Here is a 17510-nt window from a genome sequence, read left to right on the forward strand (position 1 = left end):
CTTTAATACTGGACTGGTGAGTTTGGTATTAATAACATACCGGCCAGTATAATTATTCCTAGCTTCATTTGCGAAAGGTCCTTCAGCATGCGCAGCACTTTCCTGCCCTTTGCGTTGCCTGTCTGCCTGGTCGTCCTGTTGGCCGCTTGCGGCCATGAAGACCCGATCCAGACTACCGTCCGCCCGGCCATGGTGGTGCAGCCGCAGCCCTCGGCTCAGGCGACGGACAGCTACCCGGGTGAAGTACGCGCTCGTTATGAGCCGGACCTGGCCTTTCGCATCGGCGGCAAAGTCAGCAAGCGTCTGGTGGAGGAGGGCGAGCGGGTCAAGGCCAACCAGGCGCTGGCGGAACTGGATCCTCAGGATGTGCGCCTGCAACTGGAGGCCGCCCGTGCCCAGGTGGCCGCTGCCGAGGCCAACCTGAGCCTCGTGCGCGCCGAGCGTGATCGCTACAAGACCCTGATGGACCGTCAGATGGTCAGCCGTTCCCAGTACGACAATTCCGAAAACCTTTACCGTTCCGGCGAAGCGCGTCTCAAGCAGATCAAGGCCGAGTTCGACGTGGCCAGTAACCAGGCCGGTTACTCCGTCCTGCGCGCCCCCCAGGATGGCGTCGTCGCCAAGCGCGCGGTGGAAGTCGGCCAAGTGGTGTCCGCTGGCCAGACCGTGTTCACCCTGGCCACCGATGGCGAGCGTGAAGTGCTCATCAGCCTGCCTGAGCAAGGGTTTGGGCGTTTCAAGATCGGTCAGCCGGTAGCCGTGGAATTGTGGAGCCAACCGGACCAGCGTTTCACCGGGCGCATTCGTGAACTGTCGCCTGCGGCTGATCCAAAATCGCGCACCTTCGCGGCTCGCGTTGCCTTCACCGGCGGCAAAGTCCCGGCGGAACTGGGTCAAAGCGCTCGCGTATTCATACAGACCGATGGAGTTATTCCGCTGTCGGTGCCGCTGTCTGCCCTGAGTGCGGAGAACGGTGCGTCCTACGTCTGGCGTGTACAGCCGGACAACACCCTCAAGCGCACACCGGTGCGCATCGGTGCCTTCGGCGAAAAAACCGTACCAGTGCTGGAAGGCTTGACCCCCACCGACTGGGTGGTCGCAGCAGGCGTACATGTACTCCATGAGGGACAGCAAGTGCGCCCGGTGGATGGCTCCAACCGTATAGTGAACCTGGCGGCCAAGGAGTAGTCCCCGATGGCTTTCAATCTTTCCGAATGGGCGTTGCGTAACCGCCAGATCGTACTGTTTCTGATGATCCTGCTGGCTGTGGTCGGTACCTTGTCCTATACCAAGCTGGGGCAAAGCGAAGACCCACCGTTCACCTTCAAAGCCATGGTGATCAAGACCAACTGGCCCGGCGCTACGGCCCAGGAAGTCTCGCGCCAGGTCACCGAGCGCATCGAGAAAAAACTGATGGAGACCGGCGAATACGAGCGCATCGTCTCCTTCTCTCGCCCAGGAGAGTCCACCGTCACCTTCATTGCGCGCGACTCCATGCACTCTGTGAAGATTCCTGAGCTGTGGTACCAGGTGCGCAAGAAGATCAGCGACATCCGGCAGACCTTGCCGCCGGATATCCAAGGGCCGTTTTTCAACGACGAGTTCGGCACCACCTTCGGCAATATCTACGCCCTGACCGGCGACGGCTTCGACTATGCCGTACTTAAGGACTACGCCGACCGCATCCAGATTCAGCTGCAACGGGTGGCGGATGTGGGCAAGGTCGAGTTACTTGGCCTACAGGATGAGAAGATCTGGATCGAGCTGTCCAACCTCAAGCTCGCCACCCTCGGCCTGCCGTTGGCCGCTGTACAGCAGGCGTTGCAGGAGCAGAACGCGGTGTCCACTGCCGGCTTCTTTGAAACCCCGAGCGAGCGTGTGCAACTGCGTGTGTCGGGTAACTTCAAGACGGTGGAAGAGATCCGTAACTTTCCTATTCGTGTCGGTGATCGAACCTTCCGCATCGGCGATGTAGCCGACATTCACCGCGGTTTCAACGATCCACCGGCGCCGCGCATGCGTTACATGGGGGCGGATGCTATCGGACTGGCCGTGGCCATGCGGGATGGCGGCGATATTCTGGTGCTGGGCAAGGCTCTTGAAGGCGAATTCGCACGCTTGCAAAAGAACCTTCCGGCGGGCATGGAGCTGCGCAAGGTGTCAGACCAACCGGCAGCGGTGAAAACCGGCGTCGGCGAATTCGTGCAGGTGTTGGCCGAGGCGTTGGCGATTGTCTTGCTGGTGAGCTTCTTCTCCCTCGGCGTACGCACTGGCATGGTCGTAGCCCTGGCGATTCCGCTGGTGCTGGCAATGACCTTTGCCACCATGTATTACCTCGGCATCGGCCTGCACAAGATCTCCCTCGGTGCGTTGGTGCTGGCCCTCGGCTTGCTGGTAGATGACGCGATCATTGCCGTGGAAATGATGGCAATCAAAATGGAGCAGGGCTACGACCGGCTCAAGGCTGCCAGTTTTGCCTGGACCAGCACGGCCTTCCCGATGCTCACCGGCACGCTGATCACGGCGGCCGGCTTCCTGCCGATTGCTACTGCGCAGTCGAGCACAGGTGAATACACGCGCTCGATTTTCCAGGTGGTGACCATCGCGTTGCTCGCCTCATGGGTCGCCGCCGTGGTGTTTGTGCCGTACCTGGGGGAAAAACTCCTGCCGGACCTGGCAAAGATTCACGCGGCCAAACACGGCACCGATGGTCCGGATCCCTACGGCACGCCGTTCTACCAACGTGTAAGACGCTTGGTGGAGTGGTGCGTGCTTCGGCGCAAAACCGTGATTGTGCTGACGTTGCTGCTGTTTATCGGCTCGGTAGCGTTGTTTCGCTTTGTGCCACAACAGTTCTTCCCGGCCTCGGGCCGCCTGGAACTGATGGTCGACCTGAAACTGGCTGAAGGCGCTTCCCTGAGCAACACTGCCGACCAGGTCAAGCGCCTGGAAGCCTTGCTCAAGGAGCACGCCGGCATTGATAACTATGTGGCCTACGTCGGCACCGGTTCGCCGCGTTTCTACCTGCCACTGGACCAGCAACTGCCAGCGGCCAGTTTTGCGCAGTTCGTGGTGTTGGCTAAAACTATCGAGGGACGCGAAAGCCTGCGTACCTGGCTGATTGAAACGCTTAACGAACAATTTCCCGACCTGCGCTCCCGTGTCACCCGCCTGGAGAACGGCCCGCCCGTGGGCTATCCGGTGCAGTTCCGCGTAACCGGCGAACATATCGAGGAAGTCCGTGCCCTTGCGCGGAAAGTCGCGGCCAAGGTTCGTGAAAATACCCACGTGGTCAACGTGCACCTGGACTGGGAAGAGCCGAGCAAGATCGTCTACCTCAATATCGACCAGGACCGCGCCCGCGCACTCGGCGTCAGTACCGCCAACCTGTCGAAATTCCTGCAAAGCTCACTGACCGGCTCCAGCGTCAGTCAATACCGAGAGGACAACGAGTTGATCGAAATCCTCCTGCGCGGCACCGTCCACGAACGCACCGAGTTGTCGCTGTTGCCCAGCCTGGCGGTGCCGACTGACAACGGCAAAAGCGTGGCCCTGTCGCAGATCGCCACTCTCGAATACGGCTTTGAAGAGGGCATTATCTGGCACCGCAACCGTCTGCCGACGGTGACCGTGCGCGCCGATATCTACGGCAAGGAACAACCGGCGACCCTGGTGCAGCAGATCCTGCCAACCCTTGAAGGCGTGCGCGCCGAACTGCCGGATGGCTACCTGCTGGACGTCGGTGGCACCGTCGAAGACTCCGCTCGCGGGCAGAACTCGGTGAAGGCCGGTGTGCCGCTGTTTATCGTGGTGGTGCTGACCTTGCTGATGCTGCAACTGCGCAGCTTCTCACGCTCCGCGATGGTTTTTCTGACCGCGCCGTTGGGCCTGATTGGTGTGACGCTGTTCCTGCTGGTGTTCCGCCAGCCCTTCGGCTTCGTGGCCATGCTCGGGACCATCGCGCTGTCTGGGATGATCATGCGCAATTCGGTGATCCTGGTGGACCAGATCGAGCAGGATATCAAGGCCGGCCTGGCGCCGTGGCAGGCGATTATCGAAGCTACCGTGCGGCGTTTCCGCCCGATTGTGCTGACCGCCCTCGCAGCGGTGCTGGCGATGATCCCGCTGTCACGCAGCGTGTTCTTCGGGCCGATGGCGGTGGCGATCATGGGCGGGCTGATTGTGGCGACGGCGTTGACGCTGCTGTTCTTGCCGGCGTTGTACGCGGCGTGGTTCCGGGTGAGGAAGGGTGTTGTGTAAGCCTTGGAGTAACTTGGCGCGCTGATGGGGAACCTTTTTCTCACGCGTGCCACATAAGGTTACCTGTCAGGCAGGTACTTTATTCGGTCGGTTTGATCGCCAGAATAAAGATTCCATGACATTCATAGAGGCGGAAATAAGATGCTACAGGCATTGGGCAGCATGTACATGGCGTTTGGTGCATTGTTGGGTGGCAGTCAACCATCGCAAACGTGCAACGATTGCAACTCAGGTCGAAATAAGCGTGATCTGGAGGAAAGGGTATCGAATATGGAAAGAAATTCGATTAACTTCAGGCCAGTACAACCCACAAGCGGTATCACGATTCAGAATAGCAACACAAACACCCTCATCAGCCACTGAATGCGTTGATTGGCAGCGTGCGTCTTTTCGCACACTGCAATTGCAAGAGCCCCGAATGCCACGGGGCGTTTGCTTTTTTCACGATAAATAACGGCCTCTGTGATACAACGCCCCAACACTTTATTCGCCAGGTTGGCAGCCGTAAGGGCTATCGGTGAAAAGACGATTGTTCATGACCCACTTAGGATAATGTTCATGTTGGGTACCGTTTTAGCACTCGTGTTGCTATTGGTTGTGCCCGGGCCGACAAACACCCTGTTGCTGCGCGCCGGTGTGCTGCTCGGCTTTCGGGCGTCGTGGAAGCTGGCCTTCGTCGAGTGCGTGGCCTACGTGCTGCAGGTGTCACTGTGGGGCGTGGCGCTGGTTTACCTGGCAACGTATTCGCCTTGGGCATTGAAGGCTACGCAAATGGCCGCGACCTGTTACTTGCTGTACGTGTCCTATCAGTTATGGCAGCGCAAAGAGCAGGCTGTTGCGCCAGGCAAGGATCGGTTCTCCGGGCTGTATTTCTTCTGGCTGACGGTGATGAACCCCAAGGGCTTGTTGATCGTTTCGTTTATCGCGCCAGCGCATACATTTACCGCGTTGCTGGACTACACCGTATTCATGGCCACGCTTGCGCTGGTCGTGATACCCGTAGGCTCGGCCTGGATTATTCTGGGGAGTCAATTCGAGGGTATTCGAAGGACCTGGCTGACGCCCTTGAAGATCAATCGTGCGACTTCTGTGGCTATCTGCTGTTTTGCCACGCTAATGATGGGGCGCCTGGCCGACTCGCTCTTTTATTGAGCCTGTGACAAAAAACGCCAGGTATCGGATGACCGACCCTGGCGTTGTGAGGGGTGTCGAGGCACCCAGTGCGGAGTTTTCGGTTACAGCGCGCCAAACACTTTCTTCGCCAGGCTGGTAGCCGCAGCCGCCGGGTTCTTGCGAATCGTCTCTTCCTGCTGCGCAATCATCTTGAACAAACCATCCAGCGCCTGTTCGGTCACGTAGTTTTCGACGTTGGCGCTCTTGGCATCCACGGCGCCAAACGCGGCGGCCTTACCTGCGAGGGCGTTGTACTGCTGGGCCACGCCCACCTTGTCGGTAGCGGCCTTGACGATCGGCAGGAACTTGGCGCGGATCTGTTCGCGACTGCTCTTGTTCAAGTACTGGGTGGCGGAGTCCTGGCCGCCGCTGAGGATGCCCTTGGCGTCGGTCACGCTCATGTTTTTCACCGCGTTGACCAGGATCGGCTGGGCCTGGGTCACGGCGGTTTCAGCAGCTTTGTTCATGCTGTCTTCCAACTGCGTGACCTGGTCACCCATGCCGAACATTTTCAGTTTTTCGGCGACTTTGCCCAGCTTGCCCGGCAGGCCGATCTTCACTTCAGGGTTGTTGCTGAAACCGCCGGGTACACCGAGTTGTTTTACGGCGATCTGTGCGCCCTGGGTCAAGGCGTCCTTGAGGCCGCCGCTGGCGTCGCCCTGGGACAGGCTACTGAGGTCCAGAGCCATGGCATTGGCGCCGAGCAGCAGGCCGGCAAACAGGGCAGTGAGGCGAAGGGAGTTGCGGAGCATGGACGCTTCCTTATGTTCGAAGTCAGGGTGCTATGGCGTTCACGCGCACGCGCAGCGGCTGTGGATCCTGGCCGTTGAGCTGCACTGTGTGCCGTTCGGTGGTGATAAACAGTAGCTTGCCATCCAGTTCGATGCGAGCGCTCACCGAATAACTGCGGCCCGGCTTGATCTGTGCGGGGTCGTAGGTCAAGTGAAACGGCAGCGGCACCTGGCCTTTAACCGGGCCTTTCTGCTCGGCCAGCGTCACAGCGGGCGTATCCGCCAGGGACACGTCCTGGAGGCTGACACTCAAGGTGGCGGCGGGCGGCAGGGCGATGCGTTGCAGGTAGAACACTTCGCCGTCGAGGCTGGCCTTGGGGGCGGGATGCATGGATTGGCAGGCTCCCAGCAGGGCGGTGAGGCCCAGGAGAATGATTTTTTTCATGGTGCAGCTCCTTTTCAACGGCGCCAGCATCCAACTGGCGCCTTGTTCAATCTAGCGTGTTTCTTCTGCTTCCACCGGCGCTTCCGCCGCGCCATCCACACGGTGCAAGGCCACCTGGCGGATCGACAGGCGAATCTCCGCGGGCAACACGCGTTTGGCCGCGCCTTCGGCCAGTTCGCCGAGCAGGTCGTGGTAGCTCAACTTGCCGGCCTCGTCGCGGCGCAGCACATCTTGCTCCAGCAAGGTCTGGATGAAATGTCGGAAAAGGCTCTTGTCGAAGAATTCCGGGGCGTTGAGGCCATGCAGGATCGACAGGCGCTGGGCCATGATCGTGCACAGGTCTTCCAGTTCTTCGGCGCTGATGCTGTTCTGGCCGCTGTTGAGCAGCAGCGAGATCGCCATGTAGAAGCGTTGCAGGGTCTGTGCGATGGTTTTGGACAGTAGCGTCAGCAACACGAAGTGTCGCGAGCTCGGTGCCGGGCGCAGGTACACGTTGTTTTCGAAGCGCAGCAGGCCTTGTTCGACGAACGCGTCCAGCCATTGATCGACCACGGTATCCAACTCGTCCAGTGACCAGCGAATAAACAGTTCCGATTGCAGGTACGGGTACAGCGCATGGGTATAGCGCAGGATCTGTTCGCGGCTCATCCGCGAGCTGCTCTGGAAGAAGCTGGCCAGCAGCGCCGGCAGAGCGAAGATGTGCAGCACGTTGTTGCGGTAGTAGGTCATCAGGACGGCGTTCTGCTCGTCCAGGTACAGAATCTTGCCCAAGGCATCGCTCTGTTCCGACAGCAGGTTCATGTCCTTGACGTGCTTGATCAGCGCCAGGCCGTCGCCTTCGGGCAAGGTGGTGTGGGGCGAATAAGGCACGCGGCGCAGCAGCGCCAGGTACAGGTCCAACTGGCGGGCCATGGCCTGTTCATCCAGGGCCAGGCGTGTGGTGGACAACAGCGCCAGGGCGACCAGGTTCACCGGGTTCACCGCGGCGGCTTCGTTCAAGTGGCGGGCCACCTGCTCGCCGAGGCGGTTGGTGGTTTCGTTGAGCCAGGCCGGTTTGTAGTTCGGGCCCAGTTCCTGGGCGCGCCAGTCCGGTTGCTCGGCGTCGAGGAATTCCGCCAGCTTGATCGGCTCGCCGAAGTTGACCGCGACCTGGCCAAAGCGCTGCTTGAGCGCGCCGACCACTTTGAAAATATCGAAGATCGACTCTTTCTTCTTGCTCGCCCCACGCAGCTCGCCGAGATACGTACGGCCTTCGAGCACGCGCTCATAGCCGATATACACCGGCACGAACACGATCGGCATGCGCGAGGAACGCAGGAAGCTGCGCAGGGTGATGGCCAGCATCCCGGTCTTCGGCTGCAACATGCGCCCGGTGCGCGAGCGTCCGCCTTCGACGAAGTACTCCACCGGGAAGCCCTTGGTGAACAGGGTATGCAGGTATTCGTTGAACACCGAGGTGTACAGCGGGTTGCCCTTGAAGGTGCGGCGCATGAAAAACGCACCGCCGCGGCGCAATAGGCTGCCGATCACCGGCATGTTCAGGTTGATGCCGGCGGCGATATGCGGCGGGGTCAGGCCGTTCTTAAACAGCAGGTAGGACAGCAGCAGGTAGTCGATATGGCTGCGGTGGCAAGGCACATAAATCACCTCGTAGCCCTGGGCAACCTTTTGCACGCCCTCAATGTTATTGACCTTGATGCCGTCGTAGATTTTGTTCCAGAACCAGCTCAGCACCACTTCCAGGAAGCGGATCGCGGTGTAGGTGTAGTCCGAGGCGATCTCATTGCCGTAGCGCAGGGCCAGGGCCTTGGCTTTTTCCGGACTGATTTTTTCCCGCTCGGCTTCGTCAAGGATGGCCTGGCGCACCAGCGGCATGTTGACCAGGCCTTTCACCAGATTGCGCCGGTGGGACAAATCGGGGCCAATCACCGCAGTCTTCAGGTTACGAAAGTGCACGCGCAGGATGCGTTGGGCCATGCGAACGGTGCGTTCGTGGCCTTTATTGTGCTCGATCAATTCACGCAGGTTGATGGGCGCGGAGAATTGCACGCGGGTCTTGCGTCCCAGGATCAGGATGCTCAACAACCGGCGTAGACGCCCGGTGACCGCCCAGCTGTCGGCAAACAGCAGTTTCCACGGGCTGGACTCGCTGGCAGGGGTTTGCCCCCAGAACACGCTGACCGGAATGATTTGTGCATTCTCTTCGGCGTGTTCGCTGAGGGTGTTGACCAGTCGGGTCAGGGTCGGCGGGGCGCCGCGCTTGTCCTGACGCCCCAGCCAGTCCGGTTCGGGCGTGAGGTAGAAGAACGCCGCGGGTTCCATCAACGGGCCTACCGATACCGGCAGCACCGGGCGCGGCAGGCCTGCCTTGGTGCACTCGGCATCGACCACGGCCAATTCGGTGAGGGAGGGCGATTGCAGGACGTAAAACACCGGCCGGCTGCGGTCGAGGTTAAGGGTTAGGGACGACTGGTTGATCGTCTCCGAGCGAACCCAGAGGTACAACAGTCGGCGCAAGGTGCCAAATACCAGACGGCGGAACGGGGAGCGGGTCATAGGCGAGCTGCTTCAAGTGGGAAAAACCGAGCAGGCGCTCGGGCGGGTAGTGTGCCGTATTCGCCGAAAATCGGCAAAAAAGCAGCGATGTAAACTTGAGTTGATCGTTTTTGAGCCTGTCTTATACTCGGCAGTTCAACGCGACCGGCTCAACAATAACAATCAAGTGGGAGTGAACAGATGGCAACGCGCGAGACAGGCAATGTGAAGTGGTTCAACGACGCCAAGGGCTATGGCTTTATCCAGCGTGAAGATGGCAAGGATGTGTTTGTGCACTACCGCGCCATTCGCGGCGATGGCCACCGTTCGTTGGCCGAGGGCCAGCAGGTGGAATATGCCGTGGTGACTGGCGAGAAGGGGTTGCAGGCGGAGGATGTGGTCGGCCTGTAGGTTCACCACTGAACCCATGTGGGAGGGGGCTTGCTCCCGATGGCAGAGTGTCAGTCACTGAATACATTGGCTGATACACCGCTATCGGGGGCAAGCCCCCTCCCACATGTTGATTGTGGTTTACCGTTCAGGCTCAGGCAGTTTTCCAGGTGATCTGTTCTTCACCGTCTGCGCTGATGCGAATCCAGGTGTCGGCGCTTTCCTCACCTTCCTCCTCGACCCAGCTTCCCGGCGCGCAGCGCACTTCCACGTTCAGTGCAGCAAACGCAGCGCGGGCGCAGGCGATGTCGTCTTCCCACGGCGTCTGGTCACTTTCCAGGTACAGGCTGTTCCACTTGCCTACGGCCTTCGGCAGCCAGGTGACCGGCACATTGCCGGCCTTGCACTTGTAGGTCTGGCCACGTTGGACCCAGTCGCTGCAAGGGCCCAGGGCGGCGCCCAGCCAGGCGGCGATAGCCTTGTAGTCGACGTCGGCGTCCTTCAGGTAAATCTCGATATCGGGTTGGCGCATGGATATTCCTCGTTGCGGGATTCGAAAATCCATTCGCGGATGTTTAAAAGTCGGTTATTGAAGCACGAAATAATCGTAGCGCATCGATACCGTGACCAGCAGCGGTTCGGCCGCCTCGATCACCTCGGCACGGCGTTCGGCACTGGCGCGCCAGCCGTGAGGGGTCATGGCCAGCAGGTTGGCGCGGTCCTGGGGCTCGGCCAGGCTCAACGTGAATTCCAGGGTTTCGCTGTGCGCCAGGCTCATGCCGTCCGGCACCAGGGCCAGGTGCTTGTCGTCGGTGTACTCGCGCACTTCGTCGTACAGGCGCTCGCGCAGTTCCATCAGATGGCCGCTGGTAGGGCCGACCTTCATCAGGCCGCCGCCCGGGCTGAGCAGGCGCTTGGCCTCTTGCCAGTCCAACGGGCTGAACACACTGGCGAGGAACTGACAGCTGGCGTCGGCCAACGGCACGCGGGCCATGCTGGCGATCAACCAGGTCAGCGCCGGGTTGCGTTTGCACGCGCGCTTGACCGCTTCCTTGGAAATGTCCAGCGCGTAGCCATCGGCATGGGGCAGGGCCGCGGCGATTTGCGCGGTGTAGTAACCCTCGCCGCAACCGATGTCCACCCAGCGCTGCGGTGCACGTTCGGCGGCCAGCACGGCCAGGCGCTTGGCTACCGGGGCGTAGTGCCCGGCGTTGAGAAAGTCACGACGCGCCTCGACCATGGCCAGGTTGTCGCCCGGGTCGCGGCTGTTCTTGTGCTGCACCGGCAACAGGTTCAGGTAACCCTGGCGCGCGCGGTCGAAACGATGCCCGGCCGGGCACGCCACGCCATTGTCCACCGCATTGAGCGGTGCGTTGCAAATGGGGCAGGCCAGCATCAGGCGAGCAACTTGATCAGGGTCTGGTAATAGATTTCGGTCAGCACATCGAGGTCGCTGGCCAGGATCCGCTCGTTGACCTGGTGGATCGTCGCATTCACCGGGCCCAACTCCACCACCTGGGTGCCGAGGGTCGCAATGAAGCGCCCGTCGGAAGTGCCGCCACTGGTGGAAGCCTGGGTCTCACGCCCGGTGATCGCCTTGATGCTGGCCGACACCGCATCGAGCAATGCGCCCGGCTCGGTGAGGAACGGCAGGCCCGACAGCGCCCATTCCACGTGCCAGTCCAGGCCATGCTTGTCGAGAATCGCCGCAACCCGCTGTTGCAGGCCTTCGACAGTGGATTCGGTGGAAAAACGGAAGTTGAACACCGCCGTCAGGTCACCCGGAATCACGTTGGTGGCGCCGGTGCCAGAGTTGAGGTTGGAGATCTGGAAGCTGGTCGGCGGGAAGAAGGCGTTGCCGTTGTCCCAGTGCTCGGCGGCCAGTTCGGCCAGGGCCGGTGCGGCCAGGTGGATCGGGTTCTTCGCCAGGTGCGGGTAGGCCACATGGCCCTGTACACCGCGCACGGTCAGGGTGGCGCCGAGGGAGCCGCGACGGCCGTTCTTGACCACATCGCCCACCAGGGTGGTGCTCGACGGTTCGCCGACGATGCACCAGTCCAGGCGCTCCTTGCGCGCCGCCAGGCGTTCAATCACGGCCTTGGTGCCGTGGTGCGCCGGGCCTTCCTCATCGCTGGTGATCAGGAAAGCGACCGAGCCCTTGTGGTCCGGGTAGTCGCTGACGAAGCGCTCCGCCGCCACCAGCATCGCGGCCAGGCTGCCCTTCATGTCCGCTGCGCCACGCCCGCAGAGCATGCCGTTTTCGTCGATCAATGCGTCGAACGGGTCGTTCTGCCAGGCGTGCACCGGACCGGTGGGGACCACGTCGGTGTGGCCGGCGAAGCACAGCACCGGACCCTCGTGCTTGCCATGGGTGGCCCAGAAGTTGTCCACATCCTCGATACGCATCGGCTCCAGCACAAAACCGGCGTCGCCCAGGCGCTGCATCATCAGCTTCTGGCAATCGGCGTCGATCGGCGTGACCGAGGGACGACGGATCAGGTCGATGGCAAGTTGAAGGGTCGGCGAAAGGTCGGCATGGACCGTCATGGGAAAACTCCGGAAAGCATGTTTGGAAGAGCAGGGCGGGCAGACAAAACGGCCGTTATCTTATAGCAAAACGGCGGCCAGAGGCCGCCGTTTAGTGCATTGCGCAAGTTTTTAAGCCGCAGGTGCAGGCTCAGGTGCCACGGCCGGTTTTGGCAGCGACGACAGGAACGCCATGATCAATGCCGCCACATACGGCAGCGATTGCACCAGCAGCATCACCACCCAGAAACGTATGTCATTGCTCGGCAGGCCTTGCACCAGGTAGATCCCCAGCGCCGCGCCCCACAGCAGCAGCATGATGAACATTTCTTCGCGGGCTTCGGAAATGGCTACCCAGAAGCCGTGGTTATCCGCGTTTTTCGGTGTACGAAAGAACGGAATGCTGGTGGTGAAGAAGCCATACAGCACCGCCTTGGCGATGGTGTGGGACAGTGCCAGGCCAGCCAGGGCGGCGCAGAACGCGTCCTTGAGGTTCACGCCCACCGCACGGCGGTACAGGAAGATGATCTTGCCCACCTTGAACACGAACAACGCCAACGGCGGGATCGCGAAAATCAGCAGCGGCGGGTCGACCCGGGTCGGCACGATGATCATCGCCGCCGACCACAACAGCGCGCCGACGGTGAAGAAGATGTTCATGCCGTCCGCCACCCACGGCAACCAGCCCGCGAGGAAGTGGTAGCGCTGGCCACGGGTCAGCTCGGTGTCTTTGCCGCGCAGCAGGCTGGCGGTGTGACGCTTGATGATCTGGATCGCGCCATAGGCCCAGCGGAAACGCTGTTTCTTGAAGTCGATAAAGGTATCCGGCATCAGGCCCTTGCCGTAGCTGTCGTGGTAGTACGCCGCCGACAGGCCTTTCTCGAATACCCGCAGGCCCAGTTCGGCGTCTTCGCAGATGCACCAGTCGGCCCAGCCCAGCTCCTCGAGCACCGAGCGACGGGTCATGGTCATGGTGCCGTGCTGGATGATCGCGTCGCGGTCGTTACGGGTGACCATGCCGATATGGAAGAAGCCTTTGTATTCGGCGTAGCAGAGCTTCTTGAAGGTGCTTTCGTTCTGGTCGCGGTAGTCCTGCGGCGACTGCACCACGGCGATTTTCGGGTCGGCGAAGTGCGGCACCATGTGCTTGAGCCAGTTCGGCGATACGCAGTAGTCCGAGTCGATCACCGCGATCACTTCGGCATCCTTGGCGGTGTGCGGGATCAGGTAGTTCAGTGCACCGCCCTTGAAACCGGCCAGGGGTGCGACGTGGAAGAACTTGAAGCGCGGGCCGAGGGTGTCGCAGTAGTCGCGCACCGGTTCCCATACCGCCGGGTCCTTGGTGTTGTTGTCGATGATCAGGACTTCGTAGTCCGGGTAATCGAGCGCGGCCAGAGCGTCGAGGGTCTGTTTGACCATCTCTGGCGGCTCGTTGTAGCACGGCACATGGATCGACACTTTCGGGCGGTAGTCTGATTCCCCTTCCACCGGCAGGAATTCACGCCGGCGCTTGTGGGTCCAGACCGCTTCCGCCAGTTCGTGGGCTTCGGTCAGCAACACGATGAATACGCCGAGGGCGCCCAGGGCCAACAAAATGCCGACGGTCACGCTGAACCACGTGCTGTATTGCTGGCTGTAGTCGTAGCCGATCCACACCAGTACCGAACCGCAGAGGAACGCGATAAAGGTCAGGAAGGTGCGGCCACGCTGGCGCAGGGATGAGCCGTCAATCATCAGCAGGGTCAGGGACAGCAATGCGAGCACCACCGATCCGATCGCCAGGACGCGCCATTGCGGGATGGCAACGACGGGCCCCTCGAAGTTGAACTTCTGCTGGCGCGCGGCGTTATACACGCCCCAATAAGCGCCGGCCGAGCCTTCGTCGCTGACTTTCCACGGCTGGTCGAACGCCTCGATCACGAAGTAGTTGTAGCCCTGGCGGTTCAGCTTGTTCACCAGCGTACGCAGGTAAATCGCCTGGTCTGCCGGGGACGTTTCATTGCCACCGCGCATACGACCGTTGCTTGGCCAGCCGACTTCTGACAGCAGCAGCGGCTTTTTCGGGAACAGTTTCTTCAGATCCTTGGCGCGGTCGAGGACATACTGGCCGGCCTTGTCCATCGGGATGTATTCCCAGAACGGCAGGATGTGCGCGGCGATCAGGTCGACGTGCTTGGCCAGTTGCGGGTTCTTTTCCCAGATATGCCATTGCTCGGAGGTCGTCACCGGGACTTTCACGGCGGCGCGCACCCGGTCCAGCAGCACAATCAGCGCTTCAGGGGTGATCTCTTCACGGAACAGGGCCTCGTTACCGACGACAACCCGCACGACACTGCGCGAGCTGTTGGCGATCTCGATGGCGCGCTGGACTTCGCGCTCGTTACGCTCCAGATCCGGGCTGATCCAGATCCCCAGCGTTACGCGCAGGCCGAACTCTTCGGCGAGCTTGGGAATGTCCCCCAATGTGCCGTCGACCGAGTAAGTACGGATGTTGTCCGTCAGCTTGCTCATGATCTCCAGATCGCGACGCATCTGTTCGTCGGTGGGGTACTGGTCTTTCTGCGGGAACTGGCCTTGCTGGAACGGCGAGTAGGAAAAACCGGAGATCTGCTCGGGCCAGTTGGGAGCAGTGACCGGGCGGTTGATCAGCGCCCAGAAGCCGGTGAACAGCGCGGCAATTGCCAGCACTACCACCAGGTTGAGTCCAAATTTACGCGATGACATGGCTATTTCGGGTTCCAAAGGGTGCGGAACGAAAAGAGGTGTCGGCCTGCGCCGAACGGCGCGCATCCTACACCGGCCGCTCCCTGAGCGTATAGCAGACAGAGAAAAGCCGGACGTTAGTCAGCGAAACACCCTCTAAGTTCTTTACTTGTAGCTTGTGGCTTCGAACTTGTCGCTACGTAGTCCATAATGCGCGCCGGTTTTTGGGGTAATGGTCATGAGCACAGAAGATCCGCGGTTTGCAGGCGTCGCCCGTTTGTATGGCATTGAAGGCCTGGAGCGCTTGAAAGCGGCCCATGTGGCGATCGTCGGTGTCGGCGGCGTGGGCTCGTGGGCGGCGGAAGCCATGGCCCGCTGCGGGGTGGGCGAGATTTCGCTGTTCGACCTGGACGACGTCTGCGTCAGCAACAGCAACCGCCAGCTGCACGCCCTGGACAGCACCGTGGGCAAGCCCAAGGTCGAGGTGATGGCCGAGCGCTTGCGCGGCATCAATCCGGACTGCACGGTGCATGCGGTGGCAGATTTCGTGACCCGCGAGACCATGGCCGAATACATCACGCCCAACATCGATTGCGTGATCGACTGCATCGATGCCGTCAACGCCAAGGCCGCGCTGATCGCCTGGTGCAAGCGCCGCAAGATCCAGATCATCACCACTGGCGGCGCCGGCGGGCAGATCGACCCGACGCTGATCCAGGTGTGCGACCTGAACCGCACCTTCAATGACCCGTTGGCGTCGAAAGTGCGCTCCACCTTACGCCGTGACTACGGCTTTTCCCGCACCGTGACCCGTCATTACAGCGTGCCGTGTGTGTTTTCCACCGAGCAACTGCGTTATCCCAAGCCGGATGGCAGCATCTGTTTGCAGAAGAGTTTTGTCGGTGATGGGGTGAAGCTCGACTGCGCCGGCGGGTTTGGCGCGGTGATGATGGTGACGGCGACCTTCGGCATGGTCGCGGCGACCAAGGCGGTGGATAAGATTGTGGCCGGGGTGCGCAGGCCTTCCGAGCGGGTCAAACCCGCCTGAATCGCACCGCCCCTCCCACCTTTAGTCCTGTGTATGGCTTAGCGTTCGCATGCGCTGCAGGACTGCATTCAAGCCATTGCTGCGCGATGGCGACAGTTGGCGGGAAAGCCCGAGTTGATTGAACCAGTCAGGCAAGTCGACCGCCTGCAACTCGTCCGCCGACAACCCATTGACCCGCGCCAGCAGCAATGCCACCAAGCCACGAATCATCCGCGCATCGCTGCTCGCGGCGAATTGCCAATGACCGTGCTCGAAGCGCCCCACCAACCACACCAGGCTCTCACAGCCCTGCACCAGGTTGGCATCGACCTTCTCCTCATCCGCCAATACGGGCAGACGTTCACCCCACTGCATCAGCATTCGCGCGCGTTGCTCCCAGCTGCCCACCGACTGAAAGGCCGCCAGCGCGGCAACTGCATCCACCGGCAGGCTCATCGCAGCATATCCAGCGCCTGGTCCAGCGCTTCGAAGAAGCGCTCCAGATCATCGGAGTCGTTATACAGCGCCAGGGATACGCGGATCGCACCCGACAAGTGCATCGCCTTGAGCAGCGGCATCGCGCAATGATGCCCGGCACGTACGGCAATGCCTTGCTCGGTCAGCAGGTGCGCAAGGTCGGCGTTGTGCACGCCCTCGACCACAAAGCTGACCAGCGCCGCCTGCGGCGAACCCAGCACACGGACACCCTTGCGCGCTTGCAGCCCGCGCAACAGGTAGTCATGCAGGGCCGCTTCATGGGTGAGAATCGCCTTTGGGTCCAGCGAACTCAGGTAGTCCAGCGTCGCGCCCAGGCCGATCACGCTGGCAATCGGTGGGGTGCCGGCCTCGAACCCCAGCGGTGCCGGGCGGAAGCTGGCGCTGTGGTAGTCGGCCTGTTGCACCATCTCGCCACCGAATTGCCAATGGCGCAGGTGATGCAGGGCCTCGTTGCGGCCATACAGCACGCCGACGCCGTCGGGGCCGTACAGCTTGTGGCTGGAAAACACATAGAAGTCGCAGCCCAGGGCCTGCACGTCGTGACGGCCGTGGACGATGCCTTGGGCGCCATCGACCACTGTCAGGGCGCCGTGGGTCTGGGCCAACGCCAGCAAGGCTTGCAGCGGCTGCCAGGTGCCGAGGACGTTGGACAGTTGGCTCACCGCCAGCAGGCGCGTACGCGGGCCGATCAACTCGGCGGCGGCTTGCAGGTCGATCACGCCGTCATCGTCGAGCGGCAATAGCACCAGTGTGAGCGCGCGACGCTTGGCCAGTTGCTGCCACGGCAATAGGTTGGCGTGGTGTTCCAGGGCGCTGATGACAAGCTCATCGCCCGCATTGAATAAGTGCTCAAGGCCATAAGCCAAGAGGTTCAGCGCTGACGTCGCGCCGTGGGTAAACACGATTTGCCCGCTGTCACCTGCATTCAACCACTGCGCAACCTTGCTGCGACTGTCCTCGAAGGCTTGGGTCGCATGGGCTCCCGGCAAATGCTGGGCACGGTGCACATTGGCGGCGCCATTGACGTAGTAATGGCTGATGGCATCCAGCAAGGCTTGGGGTTTTTGCGTGGTGGCGGCGTTGTCCAGGTAGGTCTGGTCTTGCCGTTGCAGGGTGGCGATGGCCGGAAAGTCGGCGCGCCAGGGGGAGGGCACTAGCATGGTGTTCAAGACTCGTATAAGCGGGCCCCAGGGTCGGGGCCCGCTAGTGGCATCGAGTGGCT

General features: G+C 61.2%; 14 protein-coding genes. 5 read left to right on the forward strand and 9 right to left on the reverse strand.

Translation table 11 applies throughout. From position 1 onward, the window contains the following. The first annotated feature begins 87 nt into the window (after nt 1-87). The 3 genes from FBY10_RS03255 to FBY10_RS03265 all read left to right on the forward strand — a co-directional run bounded on the left by FBY10_RS03255 (nt 88) and on the right by FBY10_RS03265 (nt 5412). Entirely contained in the window at nt 88-1188 is a 1101-nt protein-coding gene (locus tag FBY10_RS03255; protein WP_131697273.1) for an efflux RND transporter periplasmic adaptor subunit, read from the forward strand. Nucleotides 1189-1194: 6 nt separating this feature from the next. Continuing rightward, the gene (locus FBY10_RS03260; RefSeq protein ID WP_145335074.1) at nt 1195-4260 is read left to right on the forward strand and encodes an efflux RND transporter permease subunit; all 3066 of its coding nucleotides are present in this window, start codon (nt 1195-1197) and stop codon (nt 4258-4260) included. 558 nt (nt 4261-4818) lie between these two features. Continuing rightward, nucleotides 4819-5412 carry a LysE family translocator gene (locus FBY10_RS03265; RefSeq protein WP_145335072.1) on the forward strand — a complete coding sequence of 198 codons (594 nt, stop codon included), beginning with the start codon at nt 4819-4821 and terminating at the stop codon, nt 5410-5412. A gap of 83 nt (nt 5413-5495) precedes the next feature. On the opposite strand, the gene FBY10_RS03270 is transcribed toward FBY10_RS03265, so the two are convergent. Genes FBY10_RS03270 through plsB form a run of 3 tightly spaced genes read right to left on the reverse strand, consistent with a single transcriptional unit; the run spans nt 5496 to nt 9165 of the window. After that, a complete protein-coding gene (locus FBY10_RS03270) occupies nt 5496-6185 on the reverse strand; it encodes a DUF4197 domain-containing protein (RefSeq protein ID WP_131697270.1) in 690 nt (229 codons plus the stop codon). A 22-nt stretch (nt 6186-6207) separates the two neighbouring features. Further along, entirely contained in the window at nt 6208-6609 is a 402-nt protein-coding gene (locus FBY10_RS03275; protein WP_145335071.1) for a YbaY family lipoprotein, read from the reverse strand. A 51-nt stretch (nt 6610-6660) separates the two neighbouring features. Beyond that, complete coding sequence (gene plsB, locus FBY10_RS03280; protein ID WP_145335069.1) at nt 6661-9165, reverse strand: glycerol-3-phosphate 1-O-acyltransferase PlsB; 2505 nt, start codon at nt 9163-9165, stop codon at nt 6661-6663. Nucleotides 9166-9345: 180 nt separating this feature from the next. Between plsB and FBY10_RS03285 the strand changes: the two genes are divergently transcribed. Next, complete coding sequence (locus FBY10_RS03285) at nt 9346-9555, forward strand: cold-shock protein (protein WP_032891681.1); 210 nt, start codon at nt 9346-9348, stop codon at nt 9553-9555. Nucleotides 9556-9688: 133 nt separating this feature from the next. On the opposite strand, the gene FBY10_RS03290 is transcribed toward FBY10_RS03285, so the two are convergent. The 4 genes from FBY10_RS03290 to FBY10_RS03305 all read right to left on the reverse strand — a co-directional run bounded on the left by FBY10_RS03290 (nt 9689) and on the right by FBY10_RS03305 (nt 14784). After that, nucleotides 9689-10066 (reverse strand): hypothetical protein, encoded by a 378-nt coding sequence (locus tag FBY10_RS03290; RefSeq protein WP_065948851.1) that lies wholly within the window; start codon nt 10064-10066, stop codon nt 9689-9691. Between the two features lie 54 nt (nt 10067-10120). Beyond that, nucleotides 10121-10930 carry a putative RNA methyltransferase gene (locus tag FBY10_RS03295; protein WP_145335067.1) on the reverse strand — a complete coding sequence of 270 codons (810 nt, stop codon included), beginning with the start codon at nt 10928-10930 and terminating at the stop codon, nt 10121-10123. Then, nucleotides 10930-12081: a succinyl-diaminopimelate desuccinylase gene (gene dapE, locus FBY10_RS03300; RefSeq protein ID WP_145335065.1), complete on the reverse strand. Its 1152-nt coding sequence runs from the start codon at nt 12079-12081 to the stop codon at nt 10930-10932. Before dapE ends, FBY10_RS03295 begins: the two co-directional genes overlap by 1 nt. 111 nt (nt 12082-12192) lie before the next feature. Then, nucleotides 12193-14784 (reverse strand): glycosyltransferase, encoded by a 2592-nt coding sequence (locus FBY10_RS03305; RefSeq protein ID WP_131697265.1) that lies wholly within the window; start codon nt 14782-14784, stop codon nt 12193-12195. Between the two features lie 211 nt (nt 14785-14995). Between FBY10_RS03305 and tcdA the strand changes: the two genes are divergently transcribed. Next, nucleotides 14996-15811, forward strand: coding sequence for a tRNA cyclic N6-threonylcarbamoyladenosine(37) synthase TcdA (tcdA, locus tag FBY10_RS03310; protein ID WP_131697264.1), 816 nt, complete (start codon nt 14996-14998; stop codon nt 15809-15811). A 21-nt stretch (nt 15812-15832) separates the two neighbouring features. Here tcdA and FBY10_RS03315 read toward each other — a convergent pair whose 3' ends face one another. Next, nucleotides 15833-16246, reverse strand: coding sequence for a SufE family protein (locus FBY10_RS03315; protein ID WP_145335063.1), 414 nt, complete (start codon nt 16244-16246; stop codon nt 15833-15835). After that, nucleotides 16243-17448 carry an aminotransferase class V-fold PLP-dependent enzyme gene (locus FBY10_RS03320; RefSeq protein WP_145335061.1) on the reverse strand — a complete coding sequence of 402 codons (1206 nt, stop codon included), beginning with the start codon at nt 17446-17448 and terminating at the stop codon, nt 16243-16245. The genes FBY10_RS03315 and FBY10_RS03320 overlap by 4 nt, the downstream gene beginning before the upstream one ends. Nucleotides 17449-17510: the final 62 nt, after the last annotated feature.

The sequence above is a fragment of the Pseudomonas sp. SJZ103 genome (genome assembly GCF_007828335.1).
Taxonomy (GTDB): domain Bacteria; phylum Pseudomonadota; class Gammaproteobacteria; order Pseudomonadales; family Pseudomonadaceae; genus Aquipseudomonas.

Coding starts and splice junctions, on each gene's coding strand:
- FBY10_RS03265 (WP_145335072.1), top strand. CDS start 4,819: ATGTTGGGTACCGTTTTAGCACTCGTGTTGCTATTGGTTGTGCCCGGG.
- tcdA (WP_131697264.1), top strand. CDS start 14,996: ATGGTCATGAGCACAGAAGATCCGCGGTTTGCAGGCGTCGCCCGTTTG.
- plsB (WP_145335069.1), bottom strand. CDS start 9,165: ATGACCCGCTCCCCGTTCCGCCGTCTGGTATTTGGCACCTTGCGCCGA.
- FBY10_RS03260 (WP_145335074.1), top strand. CDS start 1,195: ATGGCTTTCAATCTTTCCGAATGGGCGTTGCGTAACCGCCAGATCGTA.
- FBY10_RS03275 (WP_145335071.1), bottom strand. CDS start 6,609: ATGAAAAAAATCATTCTCCTGGGCCTCACCGCCCTGCTGGGAGCCTGC.
- dapE (WP_145335065.1), bottom strand. CDS start 12,081: ATGACGGTCCATGCCGACCTTTCGCCGACCCTTCAACTTGCCATCGAC.
- FBY10_RS03315 (WP_145335063.1), bottom strand. CDS start 16,246: ATGAGCCTGCCGGTGGATGCAGTTGCCGCGCTGGCGGCCTTTCAGTCG.
- FBY10_RS03290 (WP_065948851.1), bottom strand. CDS start 10,066: ATGCGCCAACCCGATATCGAGATTTACCTGAAGGACGCCGACGTCGAC.
- FBY10_RS03320 (WP_145335061.1), bottom strand. CDS start 17,448: ATGCTAGTGCCCTCCCCCTGGCGCGCCGACTTTCCGGCCATCGCCACC.
- FBY10_RS03305 (WP_131697265.1), bottom strand. CDS start 14,784: ATGTCATCGCGTAAATTTGGACTCAACCTGGTGGTAGTGCTGGCAATT.
- FBY10_RS03285 (WP_032891681.1), top strand. CDS start 9,346: ATGGCAACGCGCGAGACAGGCAATGTGAAGTGGTTCAACGACGCCAAG.
- FBY10_RS03255 (WP_131697273.1), top strand. CDS start 88: ATGCGCAGCACTTTCCTGCCCTTTGCGTTGCCTGTCTGCCTGGTCGTC.
- FBY10_RS03295 (WP_145335067.1), bottom strand. CDS start 10,930: ATGCTGGCCTGCCCCATTTGCAACGCACCGCTCAATGCGGTGGACAAT.
- FBY10_RS03270 (WP_131697270.1), bottom strand. CDS start 6,185: ATGCTCCGCAACTCCCTTCGCCTCACTGCCCTGTTTGCCGGCCTGCTG.